Genomic DNA, 24,096 nt, shown 5'->3' with positions numbered 1-24,096 from the left:
CGATCGACCTCGCAAAGCGGAGTTTCCAGGTCTGTGCTACGGATCGCGACGGTGCGGTTCTATTCAACCGGCTGCTTTCACGGGCTCGATTGCAGCAGCTTTTAAGTGAGCAGCCGCCGTGCATTGTCGCGATGGAGGCCTGCGCCACCAGCCATTTCTGGGGTCGCTTTGCTCAAGGCTGCGGCCACAAGGTACGGCTAATTCCACCCATTTACGTGAAGCCCTTCGTCAAGCGGCAGAAGAATGACGCTGCCGATGCAGCAGCAATTGCAGAGGCAGCGCTGCGCCCGAACATGCACTACGTTGAAGTCAAAAGCGCCGAACATCAGGCGCGTGCGGTGGCGTTTCGAACGCACCAGTGCTTCGTGCGCCAGCGCACCCAGCTCATCAATGCGTTGCGAGGGCACCTCGGCGAATTCGGGATCGTCGTTGCTCAAGGACCAGCCAATCTCACTGCGGTGGCAGGAGTTCTGGCCGATGAGACAAATGATCTCCCCGATGGAGTTAGAGAGATTGGTCAGCTTTACCTGGACCAGATCAGGCTGCTGACCGAGAAGATCGATGGGCTGATGCTGAAGCTTCGAGACGCTACCAAGGCGAATGAAGATATGCGGCGACTTTGCACTGTTCCCGGCGTCGGCCCCGTGACTGCCGGCGCGATCCTCGCGTTTGCTCCCGATCTTCGTGCATTCAAGAGCGGTCGGAATTTCGCTGCCTGGCTCGGCCTTGTGCCCAGGCAGCACTCCACGGGTGGCAAGACACGATTGGGCGGTGTCAGCAAGATGGGACAGACCGATATCCGAAAGCTACTGATCGTCGGAGCCATGAGCCTGATCCGCTGGATAGTGCGCAAGGGCGTGTTACCTGACAACTGGCTTGGAGGCATTCTGGGACGAAAGCCTCGCATGGTGGCGGCTGTTGCGCTCGCCAACAAGATGGCGCGCATCATATGGGCAATGATGACCAGGGAGCAGAATTACAGAATGGCGTAATCCGCTGCCTTTTTCGAAAGGTAATGCGGTGATGCCTGGGGCCAAAAGCCCCGGTGGGAAGATCGACAGACGGAACGATGCGGAAAGGACTTCAATGTTCAGAATGGGGTAAACCAGTCCCGGCGCTCGAGCACAAAGCTCTCTGAACCGATGTGGTCCTTGTTCTTCGAACTGCATCCCGGCCCGTGGCTATCAGGCCACATCAAGAGGCCTGACACACGACCGATAGAATTCCTCGTTCGCGGACTACCGTCAAAAAATCTTCTTGCCAAACCGGGGGCATCCACACACGCACCGGGTTTGCCGGAGGCTGTTTTGTTTAAGTTATGCGGCCGTGTCTGGCTCGTCCGGCATGGCGTAATACTGCTCCTCGGCTTCGGCTGGCGGGATTTTGCCGATGGGCTCCAGAAGCCGTCGATGGTTGAACCAGTCGACCCATTCCAGGGTGGCGAATTCAACCGCTTCTAAGCTGCGCCACAGTCCGCGCCGATGAATGACCTCGGCCTTTTAGAGGCCGTTGATCGTTTCGGCGAGGGCGTTGTCATAAGAGTCGCCGACGCTTCCCACGGAAGGCTCGATGCCTGCCTCGGCCAGTCGTTCCGAATACTTGATCGACACGCACTGGACGCCCCTGTCCGAGTGGTGGATCAGGCCGCCGCCATGAACGGGACGTCGCTCATGGCGCGGTTCAGTCTTGATACTGGAAGGTGACAGTCCGTTTCTTTTCAGCCAGTCGCGGAGCGGATAGAGGCTGTCGGGCCACTCATACATCATTCGAAAACCTCGTGTTCAAATCTACTTGGAAATTTCTGTCAAACTGCCGATAGTGGTGACGCGGAGATACTACGGGCGCAGATGAATAACAGGATGTTCGGAGTTTTTGCGGTGGCGGTCGCGATGGCGATCTTCCCAGCGATTATTTTCGGTGACAGCACGGCTGATGGGTGGTCGAAATGGGTGTACGACTTTCAGACCATCATCGGGGGTAATTTTGCTATCTTTGCCGCATAAATGACGGTTCAAACGATGCGCGAAATAGACGATCGCCAAGAAAATCGTCATCAAGAGCTTATGCGGCTTAACCTTCGCGCGGGTTTGTTGATAGCTCGCACAGCCGCTCATCCGCAGCTCGAGGAGATACAAGAATGTGCGCGCAATATGATCGAACTGGCAACTGTATTTGAAGGCAGGGATTCTCTTCAGGTAATCCACTGGATTGAAGAGAATGGCAAAACATCCGAAGATTGTCAGCGAACGATTAGGCCCTTCGACTATAGGCATTACGCTTGGCCTCTATTCGCATGTCATGCCAGGAATGCAAGCGAATGCAGCGGCCCAGATTGACGCCATGATCAGTAATGCGGTAGCAAAGAAGGGAAAATAAGATGGTAGCAATTGGGTAGCAAAACGAAGCTTCCAGCTACTGCCAAACCGTGAATTATGTAATAAAATCAATATCTGGAAGGGATGCATGCCCGGTGGCATGTCCGGACTTCAAATCCGGGAGGGGCCGATAGACGGTCTTTGGTGGGTTCGACTCCCATTCTCTTCCGCCAGTATCCCTAAAACTATCGACGTTTGGATCATCAGCGAACGGCATTTGCCATGGGGGCCGTTTAACCTATTTTCACAGGTAAAAGCACTACCAATATGAAGGGATTTGTTTGATTTTGTATGCTTGCTAACCTTGCATGGTTCATAACTGAATGGGCTTTGACGGGTAGCGAGCATATAGTGAATTCTATAGCTAAAAGTATACTGTATTTAGCGGCGCTTCTTTTGACCACTTTGCTGTTGAGCTGGGACGAAGAGCCATCTGTGCAGATAATGAAGCTAGCAGCAAGCGTGCTTTACGTCGGCGTGCCCATTCCGCATTTGAATAAAAGAAAAATATACCAACAAAATGGTCAATATCTGCCCTATATTCAATCATCAGGTCGAGACGCAGGTTTGTTTTCTTGCTGGTTCACGATTATGGATTGGTCCCCATCAAGTACTGTAGAAAATAGTATATTCATGTTCCTGTCTGTTATTTCAGCATTTCTAATTTTTGATACGATTTTATTTTTTTGGCGCCGCTTGCCCTAAGAATAATTCAATATCCATTGTGAACCTCGCCAATCGGCATCCTTAGATGCATTTCCAGCAAAAGTGTAAAACGCCTACGCGGGGAAATAGGTCCACTGGACTGATTTCTAATCCCGCTTCGATGCGTTCGGAAATGTGGAAAAACAAATAGATAGGGCGGTTCCAGCGGTTCCGTTAAAACAGGAACCGCTCTAAGAGCCTGTTCCAAAAGTCGCGATGCCTGTCTGCAAATGGCGCTTTTTTGCTCGCATATTCTTATCCGAAAAGTCTGCAACTTTTCGGGAATATGCGTAAGTACACTGCGCTCCGGTACTCGAAAATCACCATTTTCGCTTCGGCCTGCCGCTTTTTGATTCAGGCTCTAAGTCCTTCACCGTACGATACTCAGCACATTGCGAACCACTTCATCCTGAAGCGGACGCTGTTTCTCGATGTTGAAATGACCGATATCCTTCATGCCCGAGAAATCGCGATTGTCGAGGCTTCCCCTGAAGCGCGGGCCGGCGGTCAACGGCAGCCCCCATCCATGCTGCTTGAAATAGAAATTCACGACACGCCTGATATTGCCGGGCAGAGGGGCAGGCGCTGTGGCGGCAAAGGTCGCCATATAGGCGACGCGAATGCCCTTTTTTTCAAGAGCGGCCGCAATGTCGATGACAGCATTGGCGCCAAGCGAATGGCCAATCAGAACCACGGGCGCGCGCGGGTTCTCGCGCTGGTCGGCAAGTATCCGGTTCAGCACAAAACGCCATGCCTGATGGCCCTCGACATGCGCATCGACGCCATTGGCCTGCAATTGCCTGCCGATCTCGTCAATGCCGGTGGAGAAAATGTCCCCGAACCCGCGCAGAAGATAGACATCCGCCCGCGAGGACGTTCTGGAAGGTGTTTTGGGCGCTGCCTGTGCCGCGCTGCCATAAAGCGCAAGAGCCGCTCCGGCAAAGATCAGGCTGCGGCGGGTCATGATTTTCGAATGCAAACGATCGGGCTTTGAAACCATCTTCGACTACCTGTTGGGGCGCGTTCGAAAAATGACTTTCGAACGAGGGGCATCGAAACAGCTATTTAGAGCGCCGGTCCGTTTCAGCCAAATCACTAGAACTTGAGTTTCGGAATGACGCGCCCTGTTCGGCGCGCATAATCGTCATATGACGCGCCAAAGGCCGCCCGCATCATCGCCTCCTCATGGCCGACCCGATAGAAATAGAGGATGGCGACGCCGACAAGCCCGGCCAGCCCGGCAAACCAGTTCGGCAGCAGGCAGAATTGCGCAATCGCCCACAGCCAGAACGACAGATACATCGGATGGCGGACATATTTGTAAAGCCCGTCGGTCACCAGCTTGTGCTCGCGGCGGATTTCAAGCGAGACCGACCAGTTCTTGCCCAATTGGCGATGGCTTGCATAAAAAAGCCAGAGGAAGGCAATCTCGACGATTACCCCGATCCAGGCCAGCCACGGCTGGAAAGCATAATCGGCAAAGGCGGGAACGCCGGTCGCGACATAGACGATGGGGATCAGCGACAGGCCCACCGTCGCCGCACCCAGCGCCAGCCGGTCAGCCAGCGTCTTCGCATCGTTTGCAACCTTGATCTTGCGTGCGCGCCGCTGGTGTGGAATGCGGATAACGACCCAGGCGACAAGCCCGATTCCCCAGACGATTGCGGCCAGTGTCGGTGTCATTCGGCAACAGTTTCCTTCCTTGGCTGGGCACCGATGATGCGGTCATCCGTCCGTTCGCGGAGCGAGACCGGCCCGCAGCAGATCTGAAAGAAATCATACCAATAAGGCTTCGTATTTCCGAATACATATTGATAATGCACGCGAAAAAGGTTCCGCTTCACGCGCTTGTAGATTTCCGGCTGCAACATTTCCTTAATGCGCACTGTCCGGGTAACGGGAAAGGTTCGTTGCGGCTCCCGCTTTAAACCCATCTCGGCCACGGGATCGGTCTTGTAGAAATTGATTGCATCGGTCAGGCACTGGATCTCCACCCAGTCGATTTTGCCATCGTCCACCAGCCGCTGCACGCCTTCGCGAAAATGCCCGCCCGCCGGATGATAGCCTGCCTTGAGCGCGGTCGAGCCAAGCGTGAGGACCGCCACCTTCGGCGCATGGCGGCTGAATTGCGGATCGATGGCAAGGCAGCGCGCAGCAACGTCCAGCATCAGCATGCCGCCGGTGCTGTGGCCGATCAGAATGACCTCGTCATACTGTTTCGCGGCGGTGCGTTCGACGATGCCGGCGGCAAAGCGCTGCATCAGGGATTCTGCATCCCGCCGCCGTCCGCGAATGAAATTGAGCGAGAACGACCACAGGTCCATCAGATGGTTGGTGGACCATCTTTTGCCCAGAATGGCAAGTGCCGCCGAAAAAACCGCAAGGCCGACGAGCCAGCTCAGGGCGCCAAGCCAGTGAGCAGTCGCCCGCGCCGCCGCATAGCCCGACACCGCGAACAGGGCGAGCACGAGAAACGGGTAGAGGAAATAAAGCCCGAACCGCCACGCCCTGGCAAAGAAGCGAAACGCAGTGCCGGTGATGACGAAATCGCCGAAGGCGACAAGATATTTGGCCAGCCTGACCGGGAGCGGACGGTCGAAATCCGCCAGTACGATTCGGTCCAGAACGAGAAAATTGAAGTCCGTTTCCGTGGCCCAGCCATTGTCGCCGGGGGCCGTCTTGATCGAGACGGAGCCTATCTCGCCATCCGGCGATACGCTGATATCCGAAACGTCGGAACGAACGCTCCAGAGAGCTTCGAACCGTTTGATTTCTCTGTTCAATCGTCCAAAAAACGCCTCCGGCGTTTTCGGATCATAGCCGCCAATGAAGAAGACAGCGCGTTGTCGAACCGGTTGCTTCATGCGCAAATCGTAATTTGGGGTTGTCGTATTGTCGAGATCATTACCGATCATCCCCCAAAAAACCGGTTGAATTCGCCTGCCTATCTCATGTCGACCAGTCCGCGCCGGATGGCTTCGCGGGTTGCTTCAGCGCGCGATGACACGCTGAGCTTCTGGTAGATCGCCTTCACATAATCGCTGACTGTATGTTCCGATAGTCCAAGTTTGCGGGCGATTTCGCCATTGCGTTGGCCGGTGCCGATCTCCTTCAGCACTTCGGTTTCCCGCCGCGAAAGATGGATGAAGTCTCCATTCGGTTCCGCCGCAGCGGAAGGAGTGGATATGGCCTTTACGCGCGCCACCAGATTGAGCCTGGCGCGAATCGTGAGGATCAGGACGTCGAAATCGATTGGTTTCGTGAGATAGTCGTCGGCGCCGGCCTCTCTGCCGGTCAGCTCGTGGCTGCGGTCGGCAAGGGCGGTCAGGAACAGGAATGGCGTTCCGGCAAGGTCGGGCCGGGAGCCGCGGATTTGTTCCAGAAATTGCAGGCCGTTGGTGCCGGGCATCAATATATCGCAGATGATGATGTCGGGCGTCGTCCGCTCCAGCACGCGCAGCGCTTCACCTGCATTGGCGGCGCCAATGGCGTTGAAGCCCGAAGTGCTCAGCTCATCGATCAGTTCTTCAAGAATATGCGCCTCGTCCTCGATGCAGAGGACGGTGGGCGTGGGAGGAGTTTCAGGCAGTCGCATGCGGGGCCACCTTTGGTAGAGACAGAATGAATACCGTACCTTGTCCTTCAACCGAAGTGAAGACAAGCGTACCGCCGTGCAATTCGGCCAGCGCGCGTGACAGGCTGAGGCCAAGGCCGGTTCCCGCCATGTGCGATGCGTTGCTGGCGCGGAAAAAACGCGTGAAAACGCGATCCGCTTCCTCCGCCGGTATGCCGATGCCATGGTCGCGGACGATGCAGCGGAAGCCGTTCTCGTCTTCTTCCGTGGTCACTTCGATGGGCTTGCCGGCGGGCGAATATTTGGTGGCATTGCCAAGCAGGTTGACCAGAATCTGCTCGACCAGAATGCCGTCGCAATAACAGAAAGTCTCGCTGTCCTTGATGTCCGTCACCAGTTCCAGCTCGGGATGCAGCTCCTGATGATAGGTGCAGGTGTTACGCACCAGTTCGGAGAAGTCGACCGGCTGCCGGTTGATCTGAAACCCGTTCTCGTCGAGGCGTTCCGCATTGGCGGTGCTCTCCAGAAGCAGGATCAGGCGGCGGCTGGCATTCCGCATCCGCTTGGCCTTGTCGATGATGATTTCGGGCGTGAACTCGTCGGCGCGGCGGATGAAGCGCTGGGCGATGATGTCGATGATCGATACCGGCGTGCGGAACTGGTGTGAAACCGTGGTGATGAAGCTTTTGTAAAGCTCCTTGGCCTTGCGCTCGCTTTCCAGCGCCTCGCGCAGGGCGGCGGTGCGGTCGGCGACGGTCTGTTCCAGTTGCTGCTTGTATTCCTGCAAGGCCTTGTGGGCGCGCTCGGCCCTGCGCATGTTGGACAAAAGCTGCCAGGACAGAATGGCGCCTGTCGCCATGATGCCCAGCACCGCGAACATGATCAGGTAGATTGACTGCAATTGCTGGTCGCGGTGCGCGCCGCCGCGGTCCTGCTCCACAATGGTTGCATCATTGGCAACCTTGGTCAGCTCATCGCGCATGGGAACCAGCGCTTCGTAGATGGCGGCGGGGTTGAATTGTTCCGGCCCGGCCTTGATCATCGCCTCGATTTCGGGAAGCCGGTCTGCATTGCGCCGGATGGTGTCGGCAGCGCCCGGAATGCCTTCGAAATATTTCTTCTGCGGGCCATCGGCCAGAAGCGCGAAACGGCTGTAGAGAACGTCGAGGCGGAGCGAGAGATCACCTGTGTTCGTGCTGCCTGCGGGAAATGTCAGCGCCGTTTCGGCCAGGCGGCTGGCGTCGCGTTCCGTCTTGGTGATGGCCCAGACCATGTTCTCGCCGGTATAGGTTGCAAGCGATTTCTGGATTTCGAAAAGCTGAATGAATGCATAAGCGAGCAGCGCTGCAAACCCTGCCATGACCAGGCCGGAGAGAATGTAGCCTCGCTTGATTCTCATTTCACCTCGATCTGCTTCAACTGCCACGCCCAGCGGTGATCATAGCGCGAATCGTTCAGCTCCTGATGCTGGTCGCGCGGATAGACGATCCAGTATGGTCCCTTGTCGCGCAGGCTCAGCTCCCTGCCGTTCATCTTGTGCGCGACAAGGACATTGTACCTGTAGGCGTCCTGCAGCGGAATGCTGATACTGTAGTCGTTGATCGCAAGAATGGTGATCGAACGGTCTGCGGCGTCTTTCCCGTCGACGCCGACCGTTGCCAGCACGTCGCGCAGCAGCACGCCGTCGAAATTCTGCGGGCCCTCGGTCCAGGCGGTGTTCGTCTGCAACCTGTTCTGCGGCAGTTGCGTGAAGTCGTCGCTTGTCAGCACGCGGGTTGTTCCGTTCGGGCCGATGACGGTCAGCGTAATGGTCGTCGTCGCGGACGACGGGACTTCAGCCGCCCCTGCAAAAGGAGAAGTTTGGCAGATGGCGAAAAGCGCAATCAGTGCCGGGAGCGCCAGAAGACGCCGGAGAGCGAACATCCAGTTTGCGCATGACACGTGGGGTATCTCCAGAAACGAAAGAATGCGAATGTACCGAAGCTTTAAAGGGAGGGCGCGCGCAATTTCAAGAATCTCCTGATTTTGGCGGGCGAAATTTCCCTTCAAAAGCGTCAATTCGCACATATCACCGAAAAAGTCTGGTCTAATTTCAAATAAATATCAAATGGTTTCATAAAGTCTTTCAAACTCTACCGGCTGCTGAAAGTCATTGCGGGACATGGAGGCTGGTTCTTCTTTGTTTCATACCCCCCTGAATAGGGGAATTGTTTTTCGCTACTGGAGCGTTCACTAAATAGCCGTCGGCCTGTTGGGCTTAGGAGGCTGACGCAAAAATTGGGCGGGGGCTGCTTATCGACCGCGGGGAGTCGGGGTCGATAGGCAGCCAAACCAGTCCGGACAGCGCGGCAGCGGCGATAACGGTTACTCTCGAAGCGAAGCGTTTCGAGCTACGAATAAAAACCGGTCCCGCACTCTGGTCGCTTCCAGGACAGAATGGCCGACAGGCATCTGGTCGAGCCTAGAACCTGCCGTTCAGGTTCCTCGAACAGAGCGAGCTTGCACCTCTTTCGCGTCCTTCAATCTGGAGGGCGCGCTTTTTTTTTGCCTGTATTCCTTTCAGAAAAAAGTGACGACCGGCGTCTGGGCGCGATCGTCACGAAGCAGGATAGGGGTCAGTTTCCAGCTTTTCCGGCAGTTTATTTCTGTTCCGGAGCCGTTGTCTGGATGCTTGCAGTGGTTTGCGGCTTCTCGATCTTCGTGGAAGATTGAGCATTATGATAGGTGCAGTCTGCCATCGCGCCTGTAACCGAGAAAGCTACCGACAGAGCGAGGACAGCGGTAGTCACGAATACGACTTTCATGTCTGTCTCCCTATATTGTGGGTATGGCATTGCAGCGGCGAGTTTAGCAGAGCGGGAAACTTCTGTCGCATCACATCATCCGAAAAAAAAGCCTTTGCCACATTTTTGCCATGAATTTGACGGGTGTTCGCCACAGATTTTGGCGCAAAAACGGAACGATTTGCCGCGCAAAAAAGCAACTGGCGCGATTTTCGCGCCAGATCACGATTTTGCCTTGATGTGATTTCGGACCGCTCAGGAGGCGCAGCGGCTCACCACCGCCCGCTTGCCGCCCATCGACAGGAACGAGATATGCAGCGTCTGTCCGACGGGTGAAATGGTGATGTTTTCCTTCGACTGCTGGCCATTGGCGGCGCAGGACATCGACACGGTAAAGGTGCCTTCGTAATTGTTCATCCGCGTGACCGAGCACTGGCTGTCGCGGCTGTCGAAACGCTCGCCGGAAATGGCGAATCGCTGTCCGTCGGGGCTGCACCAGTTGCCGGTGATGGGGGTCGGATCGACGAGCGGCTTGGCGGGGGTGGCGCTTGCCGAAGGACCGGGCGTCGTTTCGGAACATGCTGTCAGGGCAGTGACAGCGAGGACGAGGGCAAGCAAACCGGACTTCTGCAACGATCTTCTCCTTCATGCAGCGGACAAAGCCTCCTCTTAAGAAACCGATTCGGGCGATATCGCGACCGCAAAAGACAAGTCCACAAAGAAAAGGGCCGGATTGCTCCGGCCCCTCTGCAGAAGGTGATGGAAGGAGACGCCGGGTTATTCCCCCGGCGCCAGATGCGGGGCCTCGATCTTGGCGCCTGCATGTTTCAGCGGGCGCTCGCCGGAAAGCTTGCGGATCAGCACATAGAACACCGGCGTCATGAAGATGCCGAAGGCCGTCACGCCGATCATGCCTGCAAAGACCGCGATGCCCATGGCCGAGCGCATTTCCGCACCAGCACCCGTGGACACCACCAGCGGCACCACGCCCATGATGAAGGCCATCGAGGTCATCAGGATCGGGCGCAGACGCAACCGGCTTGCCTCGACCGCCGCCTGCACGACGCCTCTTCCCGAAAGTTCCAGCTCGCGGGCGAATTCCACGATCAGGATCGCGTTCTTCGCCGATAGCCCCACAAGGACGATCAAGCCGATCTGGGTGAAGACGTTGTTGTCGCCTCCGGTCAGCCAGACGCCGGTGAGTGCCGCCATGATCCCCATCGGCACGATCATGATGATCGACAGCGGCAGGGCAAGGCTTTCATATTGCGCGGCCAGCACCAGATAGACGAGCAACAGCGCCAGCGGGAAGACGAGGAAGCCTGAATTGCCAGCCAGGATCTGCTGGTAGGTCAGGTCGGTCCACTCATAGGCGATGCCCGGAGGCAAGGTTTCCTCGGCGATCCGTTCAATGGCGGCCTGTGCCTGGCCGGACGAGAAGCCGGGGGCCGGGTTGCCGTTGATATCGGCGGAAAGGAAGCCGTTATAGCGGATGGCGCGTTCGGCACCCACGGTCTGCTCCACTTTCAGGAGAGCCGACAGCGGGATCATCTCGCCCGACTGCGAGCGAACCTTCAGCTTGCCGATATCCTCGGCATGGCTGCGGTAATCCGCATCGGCCTGAATGCGCACGCTGTAGGTCCGCCCGAAGGCATTGAAGTCGTTGACATAAAGCGAACCCAGATAGATTTGCAGGGTTTCGAACACGTCAGTCACCGCCACGCCAAGCTGACGCGCCTTCGTGCGATCAAGATCGGCATAAAGCTGCGGCACATTGATCTGGTAGCTCGAATAGAGACCGGCCAGTTCCGGCGTCTGATAGGCCTTGGCGAGAAACGCCTTGGTTGCATCGTCCAGCGCCTTGAAGCCAAGCCCGTTGCGATCCTCAAGCTGAAGCTTGAAGCCGCCGGTCGTGCCGAGACCCTGAACGGGCGGCGGCGGGAACATGGCGATGAAGGCATCCTGAATGGCGCCGTATTGCTGGTTCAGTTCCATGGTGATCGCATTGGCCGACAGTTCCGGGGTCTTGCGCTCCTCGAACGGCTTCAGCGTCACGAAGACGATGCCGGAGTTCGACGAGTTGGTGAACCCGTTGATCGACAGGCCGGGGAAGGCGATGGCATTGGCTACGCCCGGATGCTTGAGGGCAATGTCGCTCATGCGGCGGATCACATCTTCCGAACGGTCGAGCGTTGCCGCATCCGGCAATTGCGCGAAACCGATCAGATATTGCTTGTCCTGCGCCGGAACGAAGCCGCCGGGCACCGCGCGGAACAGGACGAAGGTGGCGCCAAGCAGCACGACATAGAGGCCCATCACCAGCGACTTGCGCGAGAGAATGCCGCCGACGCCGCGCCCATAGGCTTCCGAGCTCGCACCGAAGAAGCGGTTGAAGCCACGGAAGAACCAGCCGAACAGCTTGTCCATGGCGCGGGTGAGCCGATCCTTCGGCGCATCGTGGCCGCGCAGCAGCAGGGCCGCCAGAGCGGGCGAAAGCGTCAGCGAGTTGAAGGCCGAGATCACCGTCGAGATCGCGATGGTGAGCGCGAACTGGCGATAGAACTGGCCGGTCAGGCCGGTGATGAAGGCAAGCGGCACGAAGACCGCGACCAGCACCAGCGCAATGGCGATGATCGGCCCGGAAACTTCCTGCATGGCGCGATAGGTGGCCTCGACCGGTGACAGCCCCTGCTCGATGTTGCGTTCGACATTTTCCACCACCACGATGGCGTCATCGACCACGATGCCGATGGCGAGCACGAGGCCGAAGAGGCTGAGCGCGTTGATGGAGAAGCCGAACACATACATGACCGCGAATGTGCCGACGATGGAAACCGGAACGGCAACCAGCGGAATGATGGAAGCGCGCCATGTCTGCAGGAACATGATGACGACGATCACCACCAGCACGATGGCTTCGAGCAGGGTATGGATGACCGACTCGATGGAGGCCTTCACAAACCCGGTCGTGTCATAGACGATGTCGAAATCCACGCCTTCCGGCATGGTCTTCTTCAGGTCGGCCATGGCCGCATGGACATTTTCGGAAATTTCCAGCGCATTGGAACCGGGCGACTGGAACACGCCCATGCCGACCGCCAGCTTGTTGTCGAGCAGCGAGCGCAGCGAATAATCGGCAGCGCCCATCTCAACACGCGCCACATCACCCAGCCGGGTGATTTCGCCCTGATTGCCGGATTTTACGACGATATTGGCGAATTCTTCCGGCGACTGGAGACGGCCTTGCGCATTGACGGAAAGTTGCAGGTCGAGACCCGAAACCGACGGCGATGCGCCGATGACACCGGCAGCGGCCTGAACATTCTGCTGGCGGATGGCATTGGCGATGTCGCTTGCGGAAAGTCCGCGCTCGGCGGCCTTTTGCGGGTCGATCCAGACGCGCATCGAATAATCGCCGCCGCCGAATATCTGCACCTGTCCGACGCCCGGAATACGGGCGATGCGGTCCTTGACGTTGAGAACGGCATAGTTGCGCAGATAATTCACGTCATAGCGGCCATCGGGCGAGATGATATGGACGACGAGGGTCAGGTCGGGCGAGCTTTTGGCGGTCGTGACGCCCAGCGTGCGCACCTCTTCCGGCAGGCGCGGTTCGGCCTGCGAAATACGGTTCTGCACCAGCTGCTGGGCCTGATCGGGATCGGTGCCGAGCGCGAAGGTGACGGTCAGCGTCATGACCCCATCGGCGGTCGCCTGGCTTTGCATGTAAAGCATGCCCTCGACGCCGTTGATCTGTTCTTCAAGCGGCGTGGCGACGGTTTCGGAAATGACGGCAGGGTTGGCGCCCGGATATTGCGCGCGCACCACGATCTGCGGTGGCACGACTTCTGGATATTCCGAGATCGGCAGACCTGTCATGCCGATCAGACCGGCAACGAAGATCAGGACCGACAGAACGCCAGCGAAGACCGGCCGGTCGACGAAAAAGCGTGAGAAGTTCATCTGTTTATCCCCCTTAAGCGGGAAGGCAAAAACTCTCCCGGCCCGCGAAAACATGCGTTTTCGCGGGTTGCTGAGGCTGAGCATTTGCGGTTAGCGCGCTCAGGCGCGCCGTTTTAATTCAGTTTTTGGCAAGCGTTTCGGTGACGGGTTGCGGTGCGACGACCACGCCCGGACGAATGCGCTGCAGGCCGTTCACGACGATATTCTCGCCGGGCTTCAACCCGCTTTCGATGATGCGCAGGCCGTCATAATTGCGTCCCAGAACCACCTGCCGGTATTCGACCTTGTTATCGGCCCCGACCACGAAGACGAATTTCTTGTCCTGATCGGAAGCAATGGCCCGGTCGCTCACCACCAGCTTTTCATCCGGTTCCGGTTCGCCGAAACGAATGCGGACAAACTGGCCCGGAATGAGCCTGCCATCCGGATTGTCGATCGCGGCGCGAACCCGGATCGTGCCGGTCGTGGCATCCACCTCATTGTTGATGAGCTGGATATGGCCGGAAATCGGGGTGCCGTCATCGGAAGCGGTGCCGATCTGGACCGGAATGCGCTCGATGGCGCTGCCGCCGGGCGAGGCGGCGAGCTTGGCAAGCGCCCTGGTGACGACTTCCTCATTGGCGCTGAAGCTTGCATAGATCGGGTCGACCGAGACAAGCGTGGTCAGCACCGGCGAGGCGGAACTTGCGGCGACGAGATTGCCCGCCGTTACTTCCAGCCGCCCGACGCGACCGGAAATCGGTGCGCGCACTTCCGTATATCGCAGGTCAAGCTCGGCTGTTTGCAACGCGGCCTTGGCCGAACGCAGGCTTGCCTGTGCCTCGTCAAAGGCGCTGGAGCGCTGGTCGAGGCCGCTTTGGGCGATGGTGCGGGTGGTGACGAGCTGGCGTCCGCGTTCCAGTTCTGCCTTCGCCAGCGCAACGCGCGCCTCTTCGGCGGAAACCAGCGCCTTCGCCTTTTCGACCGCCGCCGCATAGGGTTCGGGATCGATGGTGACGAGCAGGTCGCCCTGTTTCACCAGCGCGCCCTCGCGGAAATGGGCTTTCTGGATGGCGCCGCCGACGCGCGGGCGAATTTCAACGCGGTCGATTGCTTCCAAACGGCCTGAAAATTCTTCCCAGGTCGCGATGCGGCGCGATTCCGCCTTGGCGACGGAAACAGGAACGGCAGGCGGGGGAGCGGAAATATCGGTTGCAGCATCGGCCGTGAGGTGCGGCACGCCGAAGAGAATGGCGCCGCCGCCAGCTGCAGACAATAGGATACTCAGGCCGGCGCCCCATAGGGCCCGGCGGGCTGTGATCGATGTCATCGTTGTATCTCCTAAACCGGTAGGGGAAGCCGGCTTCAATGGGGCATCAGGTCAAAGCTTGGGAGGACTTCAATCTGATTGTTTTTCAAGCATGTCTCTCAAAACCGGTTCCCGCTTCTGGGAGACATGCTTCATGCTGCGATTGGCTTTGCTCCTGCCTGCCGGAAGAAATCGGAAAACAGGTCGATAAGTTTGTGTTCCTGTGGCGACCAGTCGCTGCCGGCCACCTTGTTTTCGGGTATCCAGCCCGCTTTCCCCGGAAGGACATGGGACTGGACCTTCACGCCCGCTTCGCGAAGACGCTCGGCATAGGCCTGCGTTTCATCGCGCATCGGACATTGGGCGCTGGAAACGAGCAAGGTCGGAACCAGGCCGCCCAGACGGGTACAAAGACCGGGCGCGGCGTAGGGATGCGTGAACCCGCCGCACTGGCCCAGATAGTGCTGCCAGCCATCCGCCATCGTCTGGACCGCGCTTTCCGGGCAATATTTGCGGAAAGACGCCGTGGCGAGGCAGGGGTCGAGCATGGGCGAAAGCAATATCTGACCTTTGAGGTCCGTCAGATTCTGATCTCGCGCCATGAGCGCCAAACCCGCAGCAATATTGCCGCCCGCCTCTTCACCAGCGACGAACAGCATCGACTTCTTGTGCGCAAACTCCGGGCAACGCGCGCGCATCGAAGTCAGGATGGAGTAGACGATCTCAAGCGCCGCCGGGAACGGGTTGAGACAGGCTGCCGAATATTCCGGCGACACGACCACCGCACCCGCCTCGGCAAGTGTTTCGGCAACGCGCTCGCAGGCGCCAACGCAATTGGCGGAAAAAGCCCCGCCGTGGAGATGCAGCACCACAGGCGGCGGAGAAAGCAATTCTGCACCGCGATAAACGCGGGCCGTGCAGCCGCAGTCATCGGCCTTTCCGTTAACCAGAATTGTCTCTACGCTGAACTTCTCGCACATCTTTGTTGGCCTTCACGTATAGCGGCAAACCGCTATGTTGGAATATTATCATTGTCTCCCATCTGGAATAGTCCCCTCTAAGTGGTTACACTATTCAGAATCTCGAACAATGGCAGTTTTTCAAATGGACCAGCTTTCGGCCATGCGCGCATTTCTCAGGGTTGTCGAAACCGGCAACTTCACCCGCGCCTCCGCTTCGCTCAACATGCCCAAGGCGACGGTCAGCAATCTCATTCAGGGATTGGAGACCCATTTGCGCACAAAACTCCTCAATCGGACCACCCGTCGGGTTCTCGTAACACCGGACGGCGCACTTTACTATGAGCGCGCAGCGCGATTGCTGGCCGATCTGGAAGAACTCGACGGCAGCCTGTCGAGCGCGCAGACCCTGCCCAAAGGCCGTCTGCGCGTTGAAATGGCGGGCGCGATCGCCAATCTCATCATCATTCCGGCCCTGATGGAGTTCCACCAGCGTTATCCCGATATCCAGATCGATCTCGGCGTATCCGACCGGCCTGTCGACTATGTGGCGGAAAACGTCGATTGCGCGATCCGCGTCGGCGAGCTTGCCGACCAGTCGCTGATTGCCCGGCGTATCGGCGACATGCATTCCATTGCATGTGCTTCCGCTGAATATCTTGACCGTTGTTCCACGCCGCTGCACCCCTCCGATCTTGGTCGGGACTGCACGGTGGTCGGCTATTTCCGGCCATCGACCGGCCAGCAGATGCCGTTCCGCTTCAGGAAGGGGACGGAGGAGATCGAGGTCAACGGGCGCTATGTGGTGGCGGCGAATGAATCGACCACCTATCTTGCCGCCGCGCGGGCCGGGCTTGGCGTGGTGCAGGCGCCCTTGTTCATGGTGAGGGACGACATCGCCAACGGCACGCTGCGCCCTGTCCTGCAGGAATGGGAGATCGAGCCGATGCCGATCTATCTGGTCTATCCGCCCAACCGGCACCTCAGCAACCGTCTGCGCGTCTTCGCCGACTGGGTGGTCAAGACTGTTGCCAAGTCACAGCTCAATGGGAATTAACGCGCGCAGCGCCGCTTGTTGAGCCGCACCTTGATCTTTTCGGGAGAGGTGCTTTTCGCCTTGTGGCCGGAAGAGACGATATGCGCGCGCACCGTGCAGTCGCCAGCCAGAACCTCGAAATTGTTGGAGCGGATATACATCACCGTATTGATCGGCTGGTCGGGCATTTTCTGCGCGACGGCGTTGACGACAGCGGTGACTTCCTTCGCCCGCTGACTGGAACTGCCATCGCTGGCGGCAAGCACCGGGCCGGGCGCGGACGAATATGCGAACAAGACCCCGGCGAGAGCAGCAATCTTAGCTTTCTTCATTGGCATGGCCTCCGATTGAGCTGGAATTGAATGGGAACCAACATAGGCCCCAATTGCGTCAATACCAGTACCGGAAGCCCGTTTTAACGGTTCCTTGCCTCGCTTATGCCGTTGGCGATGCGCTTGACCGTGGTTGCGGCGAGTAACAGGCAAAGGAGCGGTTGCAGCCAGAACATCCAGTCCGGCAATGCGCCGTCGATGGCGATCCATGCGCCAAGCACGCCGAAGACGACCGCGCGGTCGCTCTTGCCCATCGGGCCGTCATAGCGGCGGCTTGCACCCACGGTTGCTCCGGCAAGCCCCGCAAATTCCGTCAGGGTAGCGAGGAAAATGACCGCGAAAATCCATGGGCCGCTGAACGGCGCTACCAATGCGAAAGGCGCGTACAGCGCCGCGTCGGAAACCACGTCGCCGATCTCGTTGAGATAGGCGCCGAGGGTCGATTTCTGTCCGTGTTCGCGCGCCAGCATTCCGTCGATGGCATTGAGCGCCATGCGCAGGAACAGCCAGGCAGGGACGAGCGCGAACCATGCCGCGCTTCCGCTCCATGCCAGAAAAGCGCCAAGTATGATGGAGACGAGCGTGGCGGCGACTGTAACCTGATTGGCCGTTACACCGCCTGCGGCAAGTCGCACGACAACTGGCCTCAGTAAATTCTGGAAACGCGACTTGAGTTGATAAACCGACATCAAGAATCTCTTGGGAAACGAAGAATAAGTATTGAACAGCTATTTGCGGTTCGCGCCAGCTCGTTTATGCAAACATTTTGTTTCACTCAATAGAAATTGGGGGCTATGGCCCTTGGGGAAGCAGCCGAGAGGGGATGGCATGAACGAGCACGCAGTCAAACCGCATCGCGTGGCGCAGGAAAGCCGGTTCGTCACCCATGACGGCACGTCGCTGTTCTACCGTTTCTGGCCGTCGCTCTCCGGCAAGCCGAAAGGCGTGATCGTGCTGCTGCATCGCGGGCATGAGCATAGCGGGCGCGTCGCGCACCTCGTCGATGAGCTGGGGCTCGACGACTACGCCTTCTATGCCTGGGATGCGCGCGGCCACGGCCAGTCGCCGGGCGTGCGCGGCTTCTCGCCATCCTTCGGCGCGTCGATCCGCGATCTCGATTGTTTCGTCACCCATATCCGGCAGGAAACCGGTGCCGCCATCGAGGACGTGGCCATCATCGCGCAAAGCGTCGGCGCGGTGCTGGCGGCTGCCTGGGTGCATGATTATGCGCCGAACATTCGCGCGCTGGTGCTGGCTTCGCCTGCCTTCGACATCAAGCTCTATGTGCCGTTCGCCAAGGAAGGCATTGCGTTCTGGCAGAAGCTGAAGGGTACGTTCTACGTCAATTCCTACGTCAAGCCGCAATTCCTGACCCACGATCCGGAGCGCATCGAATCCTATCGCACCGATCCGCTGATCACGCGGCCCATCGCGTCGCATATATTGCTGCAACTCTACGAGGCGGCAAAGCGCGTGGTGGACGATGCGCGGGCGATTACCGTCCCGACGCAATTGCTCATCTCCGGCAGCGATTTTGTCGTGCGCCCCGCGCCGCAACATCGCTTCTTCGAAAACCTCGGCAGCCGCATCAAGGAGCGGCATGTGCTGAAAGGCTTCTACCACGACACGCTGGGCGAGCGGGACCGCAAGCCGGCCATCGAGCGCATCCATGATTTCATCGAGGCGCGTTTTGCTGAAAAGCCGCAGCGCGCCGACCTGACGGAAGCGCATATCGCAGGCTACACGCGCGACGAGGCGGACCGGCTGTCGACCCCGCTGTCGCTTCTGACGGCACGGGGGCTTTACTGGGCGTCGACACGCGCGTCGATAGGCTTCGGCGCACTGTTTTCAGAAGGGCTGAAAATCGGCAAGCGCACCGGCTTCGATTCCGGTTCGACGCTTGATTATGTCTATGAGAATGAAGCGCGCGGCATTGGACCGGGCGGCAAGCTCATCGACAGGCAGTTTCTGGAAGCGATCGGCTGGCGCGGCATCCGCCAGCGCAAGGTGCATCTGGAAGAACTGATCAGGCACGCCATCAGGCGGCTCGAAAGCGAAAGCCGCTCGACCAATATCCTCGACATTGCCTGCGGCCATGGCCGCTATGTCATCGATGCGGTGGTGCGTGCAGGCGACTTGCCGGACAGCATTCATTTGCGCGATTATTCGCCGATCAATGTGCTGGCGGGCAACAAGCTCATCAAGGAGCGCGGGCTGGAAGCCATCGCCCATATGGAAGAGGGCGACGCTTTCAACGAGGAAAGCCTTGCCGCGATCACGCCGCAGCCGGACCTCGCCATCGTGTCCGGTCTTTACGAGCTTTTCCCCGACAATGCGTTGATCAATCGTTCGCTGTCGGGGCTTGCCCGCGTGCAGAAACCCGGCTCATTGCTGATCTACACCAACCAGCCCTGGCATCCGCAGCTTGAAATGATCGCGCGGGCGCTGACCTCGCATCGCGGCGGCGAGGCATGGGTGATGCGCCGCCGCACGCAGGGAGAAATGGACCAGCTTGTCGAGAAGGCAGGCTATCGCAAGATCGAGCAGCGCATCGACCAGTGGGGCATTTTCACCGTCTCGATTGCGGAGCGCGTTGGAGACGGCGAAGCGTGACAGTGGATCTGACGGAACGCGAGGGATATTCGCGGCGGCCCGTGGCCCGTCGCGCCATCCTTTGGCTTCTGTTTCTCGCTCCCTTTTTCTACCTGACCTACGGTACGGCCAACTGGCTCGCATCGCAGCAAAGCCATGTGCCGAACCTTGCCTTCGCGTGGGAAAGCCGGGTTCCGTTCATCGCGTGGAGCATCGTACCCTATTGGTCGGTCAACCTGTTTTACGCGATTGCGCTGTTCGTCAATGACAGTCCGGAACAGGTCGACCGGCTGGCGAAGCGTTATCTGACAGCACAGATCATCGCCGTTCTCTGCTTCGTCGCCTTTCCGCTGACGGCGACCTTCGTGAAACCGGCAACGGCGGGCATTCCGGGCTTCATGTTCGATGTGCTTGGCGGCTTCGACAAGCCTTTCAATCAGGCGCCTTCGCTGCATATCGCGCTGCTGATCATCATCTGGGACCAGATGCGCCGCGTGATGGGTGATGCCATGCGCGTGGTCTGGCATGTCTGGTGCCTGCTGATCGGCCTGTCGGTGCTGACCACCTATCAACACCATGCGGTCGATATTCCGGCTGGCAGCTTGCTCGGCCTGTTTGCCCTGTGGCTTTTTCCGCGCAACGGCCCTTCGCCGCTGGCTGGGTTTCCGTTTATATCGGACCCCAAAGCCAGAAGGATCGGGCTTTGCTATCTGGCGGGCGCGATCCTGTTTCTGGCGCTCGCCATCCATGGCCTGACCATCACCGGCTATGCGATTTTCTGGCTCTGGCCTGCAACCGCGCTTGCCATTGTGGCGCTCGGTTATTTTGGTGCCGGTGCGGCCATTTTCCAGAAGCAGACGGATGGATCGGTCAGTCTCGCAAGCCGCTGGCTGCTATGGCCTTACAGGCTTTTTGCCCGGCTGAATGTGCGGTTCTGGACGCGCAAGCTGCCGCCGCATGTCGCGCTTGCCGATGGGGTGTTTCTCGGGCGGTTTCCAAAAGCGGCGGAACTCTCATCCTTTGCCGCAATCATCGATCTGGCCGCTGAAATGGTGTCGCCGCCGCACGCCGTGGAATGGAAAAGTTTTGCCACGCTGGACCTGATCGCGCCGTCATCCGAAAAAGTGCAACTGGCCGCCGATGCCGTCGAAGCGGCTCGCCATCACGGCCCGGTTCTCATCTGCTGCGCGCTTGGCTTCCAGCGCAGCGCGACGGTTGCGGTTGCGTGGCTTGTTTCCACCGGACGCGCCGCCAATGCGCAGGAAGCGGAAGCGCTGGTCCGCGCCAAAGGCTGGCCGGTCCATCTGCATCTGACGGGGGAGGCGGCATGAATATGCCTGCAACCTCGACGGCGATTATGCTGCGCCGCAACGCCTTTCTTGGCATTGCCCTCGCGATTGTTCTCCTTGCGGTCGCACCTTTCCTGCGCCCGGTGCACGATCTGGCTTTCTGGCTGATCTGGCCGCTGCTGCTCGCCACTGTGTTGATCGTGCTCGGTATCGCCGCGCATCTGTTATTCGATGCAGCGCTTTTCCGCCTGATTGCCGCTTCCGGTGAAACGGGACTGGGCGGGGTCGACCAAATTCTGGAGCGCATGGGCCTTCGTTCCACCGAGGGGCCGGTGCGTCCGCTTGCGGCAAGGATTGAGGGTTCGCGGCGCATCGTGGGGCGGCTGCGCTTCTTCATGGGGGTTGGGATCGTGCTTTTCATTCTGCTGGCCGCAGTGCCATCAGGTCAGCCATTGGGGTGGGGGCTCTGACATGCGGGAACTGATCCGCCATCAGGTGCAATCGATTTTCGGTTCGTTTCTGGCCATCCTGTCGCGCGGGATTACCGGCGTGCGGCCCATCTGGAGCGGCACCGGACCGTCGCGCAATCAGCGCATCTATTTTGCCAATCACACAAGCCATGGCGATTTCATCCTGCTTTCCTCCTGTCTCGATCAGGAAGAGCGCGCCCGCACCCGTGCCGTCGCCGGGGCGGATTACTGGCGGGGCAACCGCGTGCGCCAGTTCATGGCGGAAGTTCTGCTGCGCACCGTGCTTGTCGAGCGCAACTGGGTGGAACGCACGCAGGACCCGATGGAAGTGATGCTGAAGGCGCTGGCCGATGGCCATTCGCTCATCATCTTCCCGGAAGGCACGCGCAACATGACCGACGAGGCGCTGCTGCGCTTTCGCTCCGGCATCTACAATCTGGCGCTGGCGCGCCCCGATGTGGAACTGGTGCCGTGCTGGATCGAAAACATGTCGCGCGTGCTGCCCAAGGGCGCGATGCTGCCGGTGCCGCTTCTGTGCCGCGTCATCTTTGGCGCGCCGGTCCAGCTTCGCGAAGGCGAGGACCGCAAGGAATTCCTCGCCCGCGCCCGCCAGAGCCTTCTCGATATTCAGCCCCGCAACGGTAAACAACCATGAGCGAAACAACCCGACTGTTCCTTGGCCTCATGGGCGTTCTGACAACGGCAAGCGCCGTTGCCGGTGTTCTTTCATGGCGCGCGCCGAAGCCGCTTTCCTCCACGCTGGTCAATCTCAATGCCCGCATCAAGGCATGGTGGATCATGGTCGGCGCCATGTGCATTGCCTTTCTGTTCGGCAAGGGCGGGGTGATCGTGCTGTTCGCGCTGATCTCGTTTGCCGCCTTGCGCGAATATGCGACGCTGACGCAGACGCGGCGCGCCGACCACCGCGTGCTGCTGGGCATGTTCCTGCTGGTTATCCCGGTGCAGTATTACCTGATCTGGATCGACTGGTACGGGCTCTATTCCATCTTTGTCCCGGTCTATTGCTTCCTCGCCATGCCGGTGCTGACGGCGCTTTCGGGCGACACGTCGCGCTTTCTGGAGCGCATCAGCGAGCAGCAATGGGGCATCATGCTGTCGGTCTATTGCATCAGCCATGTACCCGCGCTGATGACGCTGGATATTCCCGGTTTTGACGGCAAGAAGCTGCTTTTGATCGCCTTTCTGGTGGCCACCGTGCAGGGCAGCGATGTGCTGCAATATATTTTCGGCAAGCTGTTCGGCAAACATCGCATCGCGCCCGCCATATCGCCGTCCAAGACCTGGGAAGGCTTTGTCGGCGGGGTCGCCAGCGCCTCGCTTCTGGGGGCAGGGCTTGCCTGGCTGACGCCGTTTTCGCCGCTTCAGGCGGGCGCGCTTGCCGCAACATCCTGCATCATGGGCTTCTTCGGCGGGCTTGTCGCCTCCGCCATCAAGCGTGATCGCGGCGTGAAGGACTGGGGCCACATGATCGAAGGGCATGGCGGCATGCTCGACCGGGCCGACAGCCTTGTCTTCTCGGCCCCGGTCTTCTTCCACATCGTGCGCTATTTCTGGACCTGAGTGCGGTCACTATTTGTCAGGGCAGCTTCAGGGCGATGAACTGCGAAACCTGTCCGGGACTGAAATTGTTGTCCGAGGCGAGGATGAGCGTCCTCTTGCCGTCAACCATTGGCCCGAAGGTGACGGCCTCGATATTGTCGATGTCGAGGCCGAAATCGCCTTCGTTGAGCCGGAGAAGAAGTTTCTTGCCGAGCGGCGTTACCGGCTGGCCGGCAAGCGACGGCACGCCCTTCACATCGCTGGCGCCATCGAAGGAGGCGCGGTAAAGCGTGATCCTGTTGCCCACACCCATGGCGAAGGAGCGTTCGACGGTGAGAAGATCGTTTCCATCGGAAACGAATTCCGACATGCCGTTATCGTTCCAGAAGGGCGGCTCAGTCGCCTTGGTGAAGATCGGGTCGGTATCATAAGCATATTCCGCCGTGACATTGCCCGATGCGAGATCGAAGGCGATGATGCGCGAGCGGCTGCCTTGGTCGAGCGTCGCCTTGTCTCCATCCTGTATCAGCGCGTTTTCCGTGCCCGCAAGAAGCGTCTTGCCGTCCGGCGTGATGGTCAGGCTTTCAAAGGAAAGATTGTTGCGGATGCCGCGTGTCTTGCCCTCGTCGGGAATGTAGGCTTCCGGCAAGGCAAATTCGCGGATGAAGCTGCCATCGGTTTTTGCTTCGCCGACAAACGGTCTGCCGTTCCTGTCGCCTTCGCTTGACCAGTAGATGGTGCCGGTGGCTGCGTTGAAGCGTATGCTTTCCGGGTCCACACCCTTCAGCGCAAATGGTTTGCCGGCTTTGTCCAGAAGCGTGATTGTTTCCACGATGTCGAGGCTTTGCACGCCGGAAGCGTCAATTGCGAGCCTGAGCTTGTAAAAGCGCGCAGGCGCATTTTCCGAACGGTCGTCGGATATGGCGTAATAGACGTCTTCACGCGGATCGTAGTCGAGGCCGGAAATACCGCCGAACTCGACGCCGCCGATTTTCAGGCCGGTGGGCAGCGTGAAAGCGCCGATCAGTTCGGGCTTGGGCAATTCCTGCGCAACGGCGCTGGTTGCAAGAGCGAGAAACAGGACGATAAAAGGTGCTTTCATGGCGGAGGCCCGTTCGATGGAGAAAGTCACCGGATAGTCGTTCTGTTTGACAGGAAGATGAAGGCCGC

At 58.9% G+C, this 24,096-nt stretch carries 24 protein-coding genes, 1 tRNA gene and 1 pseudogene; 10 read left to right on the top strand and 16 right to left on the bottom strand.

Annotation, left to right across the window (positions count from 1 at the left end):
• The first annotated feature begins 2 nt into the window (after positions 1-2).
• Entirely contained in the window at positions 3-992 is a 990-nt protein-coding gene (locus tag AC0TOF_RS11265; RefSeq protein WP_473768299.1) for an IS110 family RNA-guided transposase, read from the top strand.
• A 324-nt stretch (positions 993-1,316) separates the two neighbouring features.
• Here the strand turns inward: AC0TOF_RS11265 and AC0TOF_RS11260 are convergent.
• Together AC0TOF_RS11260 and AC0TOF_RS11255 are read right to left on the bottom strand one after the other, a co-directional pair.
• Positions 1,317-1,673 (bottom strand): annotated as a pseudogene (locus AC0TOF_RS11260) (integrase core domain-containing protein); the annotation flags it as partial.
• Positions 1,674-1,835: 162 nt separating this feature from the next.
• Positions 1,836-2,273, bottom strand: a complete 438-nt coding sequence (locus AC0TOF_RS11255; RefSeq protein ID WP_473768298.1) for a hypothetical protein — start codon at positions 2,271-2,273, stop codon at positions 1,836-1,838.
• A 179-nt stretch (positions 2,274-2,452) separates the two neighbouring features.
• Here AC0TOF_RS11255 and AC0TOF_RS11250 point away from each other — a divergent pair.
• Positions 2,453-2,548, top strand: a tRNA-Sec gene (locus AC0TOF_RS11250).
• 118 nt (positions 2,549-2,666) lie between these two features.
• Positions 2,667-3,080 carry a hypothetical protein gene (locus tag AC0TOF_RS11245; RefSeq protein ID WP_473768297.1) on the top strand — a complete coding sequence of 138 codons (414 nt, stop codon included), beginning with the start codon at positions 2,667-2,669 and terminating at the stop codon, positions 3,078-3,080.
• 370 nt (positions 3,081-3,450) lie between these two features.
• Here AC0TOF_RS11245 and AC0TOF_RS11240 read toward each other — a convergent pair whose 3' ends face one another.
• The 7 genes from AC0TOF_RS11240 to AC0TOF_RS11210 form a co-directional block, all read right to left on the bottom strand.
• The gene (locus AC0TOF_RS11240) at positions 3,451-4,044 is read right to left on the bottom strand and encodes an alpha/beta fold hydrolase (RefSeq protein WP_473768296.1); all 594 of its coding nucleotides are present in this window, start codon (positions 4,042-4,044) and stop codon (positions 3,451-3,453) included.
• A 131-nt stretch (positions 4,045-4,175) separates the two neighbouring features.
• A complete protein-coding gene (locus AC0TOF_RS11235; RefSeq protein WP_473768295.1) occupies positions 4,176-4,763 on the bottom strand; it encodes a protein-S-isoprenylcysteine O-methyltransferase in 588 nt (195 codons plus the stop codon).
• Positions 4,760-5,944 (bottom strand): lipase family protein, encoded by a 1,185-nt coding sequence (locus AC0TOF_RS11230; protein ID WP_473768294.1) that lies wholly within the window; start codon positions 5,942-5,944, stop codon positions 4,760-4,762. Before AC0TOF_RS11230 ends, AC0TOF_RS11235 begins: the two co-directional genes overlap by 4 nt.
• Positions 5,945-6,024: 80 nt before the next feature.
• Entirely contained in the window at positions 6,025-6,675 is a 651-nt protein-coding gene (locus AC0TOF_RS11225; protein ID WP_473768293.1) for a response regulator, read from the bottom strand.
• Positions 6,662-8,053 carry a sensor histidine kinase gene (locus AC0TOF_RS11220; protein WP_473768292.1) on the bottom strand — a complete coding sequence of 464 codons (1,392 nt, stop codon included), beginning with the start codon at positions 8,051-8,053 and terminating at the stop codon, positions 6,662-6,664. Before AC0TOF_RS11220 ends, AC0TOF_RS11225 begins: the two co-directional genes overlap by 14 nt.
• The gene (locus AC0TOF_RS11215) at positions 8,050-8,577 is read right to left on the bottom strand and encodes a putative pterin-binding protein (RefSeq protein ID WP_473768291.1); all 528 of its coding nucleotides are present in this window, start codon (positions 8,575-8,577) and stop codon (positions 8,050-8,052) included. Before AC0TOF_RS11215 ends, AC0TOF_RS11220 begins: the two co-directional genes overlap by 4 nt.
• Positions 8,578-9,293: 716 nt before the next feature.
• A complete protein-coding gene (locus AC0TOF_RS11210) occupies positions 9,294-9,458 on the bottom strand; it encodes a hypothetical protein (RefSeq protein ID WP_473768290.1) in 165 nt (54 codons plus the stop codon).
• Here AC0TOF_RS11210 and AC0TOF_RS11205 point away from each other — a divergent pair.
• Positions 9,457-9,681: a hypothetical protein gene (locus tag AC0TOF_RS11205; protein ID WP_473768289.1), complete on the top strand. Its 225-nt coding sequence runs from the start codon at positions 9,457-9,459 to the stop codon at positions 9,679-9,681. The two genes, AC0TOF_RS11210 and AC0TOF_RS11205, sit on opposite strands and share 2 nt — an antisense overlap.
• 11 nt (positions 9,682-9,692) lie before the next feature.
• On the opposite strand, the gene AC0TOF_RS11200 is transcribed toward AC0TOF_RS11205, so the two are convergent.
• From AC0TOF_RS11200 to AC0TOF_RS11185, 4 genes are all read right to left on the bottom strand, one after another.
• A complete protein-coding gene (locus tag AC0TOF_RS11200; RefSeq protein ID WP_473768288.1) occupies positions 9,693-10,070 on the bottom strand; it encodes a hypothetical protein in 378 nt (125 codons plus the stop codon).
• A gap of 144 nt (positions 10,071-10,214) precedes the next feature.
• Positions 10,215-13,400 (bottom strand): efflux RND transporter permease subunit, encoded by a 3,186-nt coding sequence (locus AC0TOF_RS11195; RefSeq protein ID WP_473768287.1) that lies wholly within the window; start codon positions 13,398-13,400, stop codon positions 10,215-10,217.
• 118 nt (positions 13,401-13,518) lie between these two features.
• On the bottom strand, positions 13,519-14,709 hold the full coding sequence (locus AC0TOF_RS11190; protein ID WP_473768286.1) for an efflux RND transporter periplasmic adaptor subunit: 1,191 nt from the start codon (positions 14,707-14,709) through the stop codon (positions 13,519-13,521).
• A 131-nt stretch (positions 14,710-14,840) separates the two neighbouring features.
• Entirely contained in the window at positions 14,841-15,668 is an 828-nt protein-coding gene (locus tag AC0TOF_RS11185) for an alpha/beta hydrolase (protein ID WP_122001189.1), read from the bottom strand.
• A 124-nt stretch (positions 15,669-15,792) separates the two neighbouring features.
• On the opposite strand from AC0TOF_RS11185, the gene AC0TOF_RS11180 reads away from it, so the two are divergent.
• Positions 15,793-16,704: a LysR family transcriptional regulator gene (locus AC0TOF_RS11180; RefSeq protein ID WP_473768307.1), complete on the top strand. Its 912-nt coding sequence runs from the start codon at positions 15,793-15,795 to the stop codon at positions 16,702-16,704.
• Here AC0TOF_RS11180 and AC0TOF_RS11175 read toward each other — a convergent pair.
• Positions 16,701-17,015 carry a hypothetical protein gene (locus tag AC0TOF_RS11175; RefSeq protein WP_473768285.1) on the bottom strand — a complete coding sequence of 105 codons (315 nt, stop codon included), beginning with the start codon at positions 17,013-17,015 and terminating at the stop codon, positions 16,701-16,703. The two genes, AC0TOF_RS11180 and AC0TOF_RS11175, sit on opposite strands and share 4 nt — an antisense overlap.
• Before the next feature lie 83 nt (positions 17,016-17,098).
• A complete protein-coding gene (locus AC0TOF_RS11170) occupies positions 17,099-17,704 on the bottom strand; it encodes a CDP-alcohol phosphatidyltransferase family protein (protein WP_473768284.1) in 606 nt (201 codons plus the stop codon).
• A 139-nt stretch (positions 17,705-17,843) separates the two neighbouring features.
• Here AC0TOF_RS11170 and AC0TOF_RS11165 point away from each other — a divergent pair, with 139 nt between their 5' ends.
• Genes AC0TOF_RS11165 through AC0TOF_RS11145 form a run of 5 tightly spaced genes read left to right on the top strand, consistent with a single transcriptional unit; the run spans position 17,844 to position 22,947 of the window.
• Positions 17,844-19,628, top strand: a complete 1,785-nt coding sequence (locus AC0TOF_RS11165; RefSeq protein WP_473768283.1) for a bifunctional alpha/beta hydrolase/class I SAM-dependent methyltransferase — start codon at positions 17,844-17,846, stop codon at positions 19,626-19,628.
• A complete protein-coding gene (locus AC0TOF_RS11160) occupies positions 19,625-20,938 on the top strand; it encodes a phosphatase PAP2/dual specificity phosphatase family protein (RefSeq protein ID WP_473768282.1) in 1,314 nt (437 codons plus the stop codon). Before AC0TOF_RS11165 ends, AC0TOF_RS11160 begins: the two co-directional genes overlap by 4 nt.
• On the top strand, positions 20,935-21,366 hold the full coding sequence (locus AC0TOF_RS11155) for a hypothetical protein (protein ID WP_473768281.1): 432 nt from the start codon (positions 20,935-20,937) through the stop codon (positions 21,364-21,366). The genes AC0TOF_RS11160 and AC0TOF_RS11155 overlap by 4 nt, the downstream gene beginning before the upstream one ends.
• 1 nt (position 21,367) lies before the next feature.
• A complete protein-coding gene (locus tag AC0TOF_RS11150) occupies positions 21,368-22,021 on the top strand; it encodes a lysophospholipid acyltransferase family protein (RefSeq protein ID WP_121981106.1) in 654 nt (217 codons plus the stop codon).
• Entirely contained in the window at positions 22,018-22,947 is a 930-nt protein-coding gene (locus AC0TOF_RS11145; RefSeq protein WP_473768280.1) for a phosphatidate cytidylyltransferase, read from the top strand. The genes AC0TOF_RS11150 and AC0TOF_RS11145 overlap by 4 nt, the downstream gene beginning before the upstream one ends.
• A gap of 16 nt (positions 22,948-22,963) precedes the next feature.
• On the opposite strand, the gene AC0TOF_RS11140 is transcribed toward AC0TOF_RS11145, so the two are convergent.
• Positions 22,964-24,028 carry an esterase-like activity of phytase family protein gene (locus AC0TOF_RS11140; RefSeq protein ID WP_473768279.1) on the bottom strand — a complete coding sequence of 355 codons (1,065 nt, stop codon included), beginning with the start codon at positions 24,026-24,028 and terminating at the stop codon, positions 22,964-22,966.
• Positions 24,029-24,096: the final 68 nt, after the last annotated feature.

The organism is Ochrobactrum sp. PL_is501, from assembly GCF_055816895.1.
Note: the sequence above shows the minus strand (reverse complement) of the source record. Positions and strands in the feature narration are given on the sequence as shown.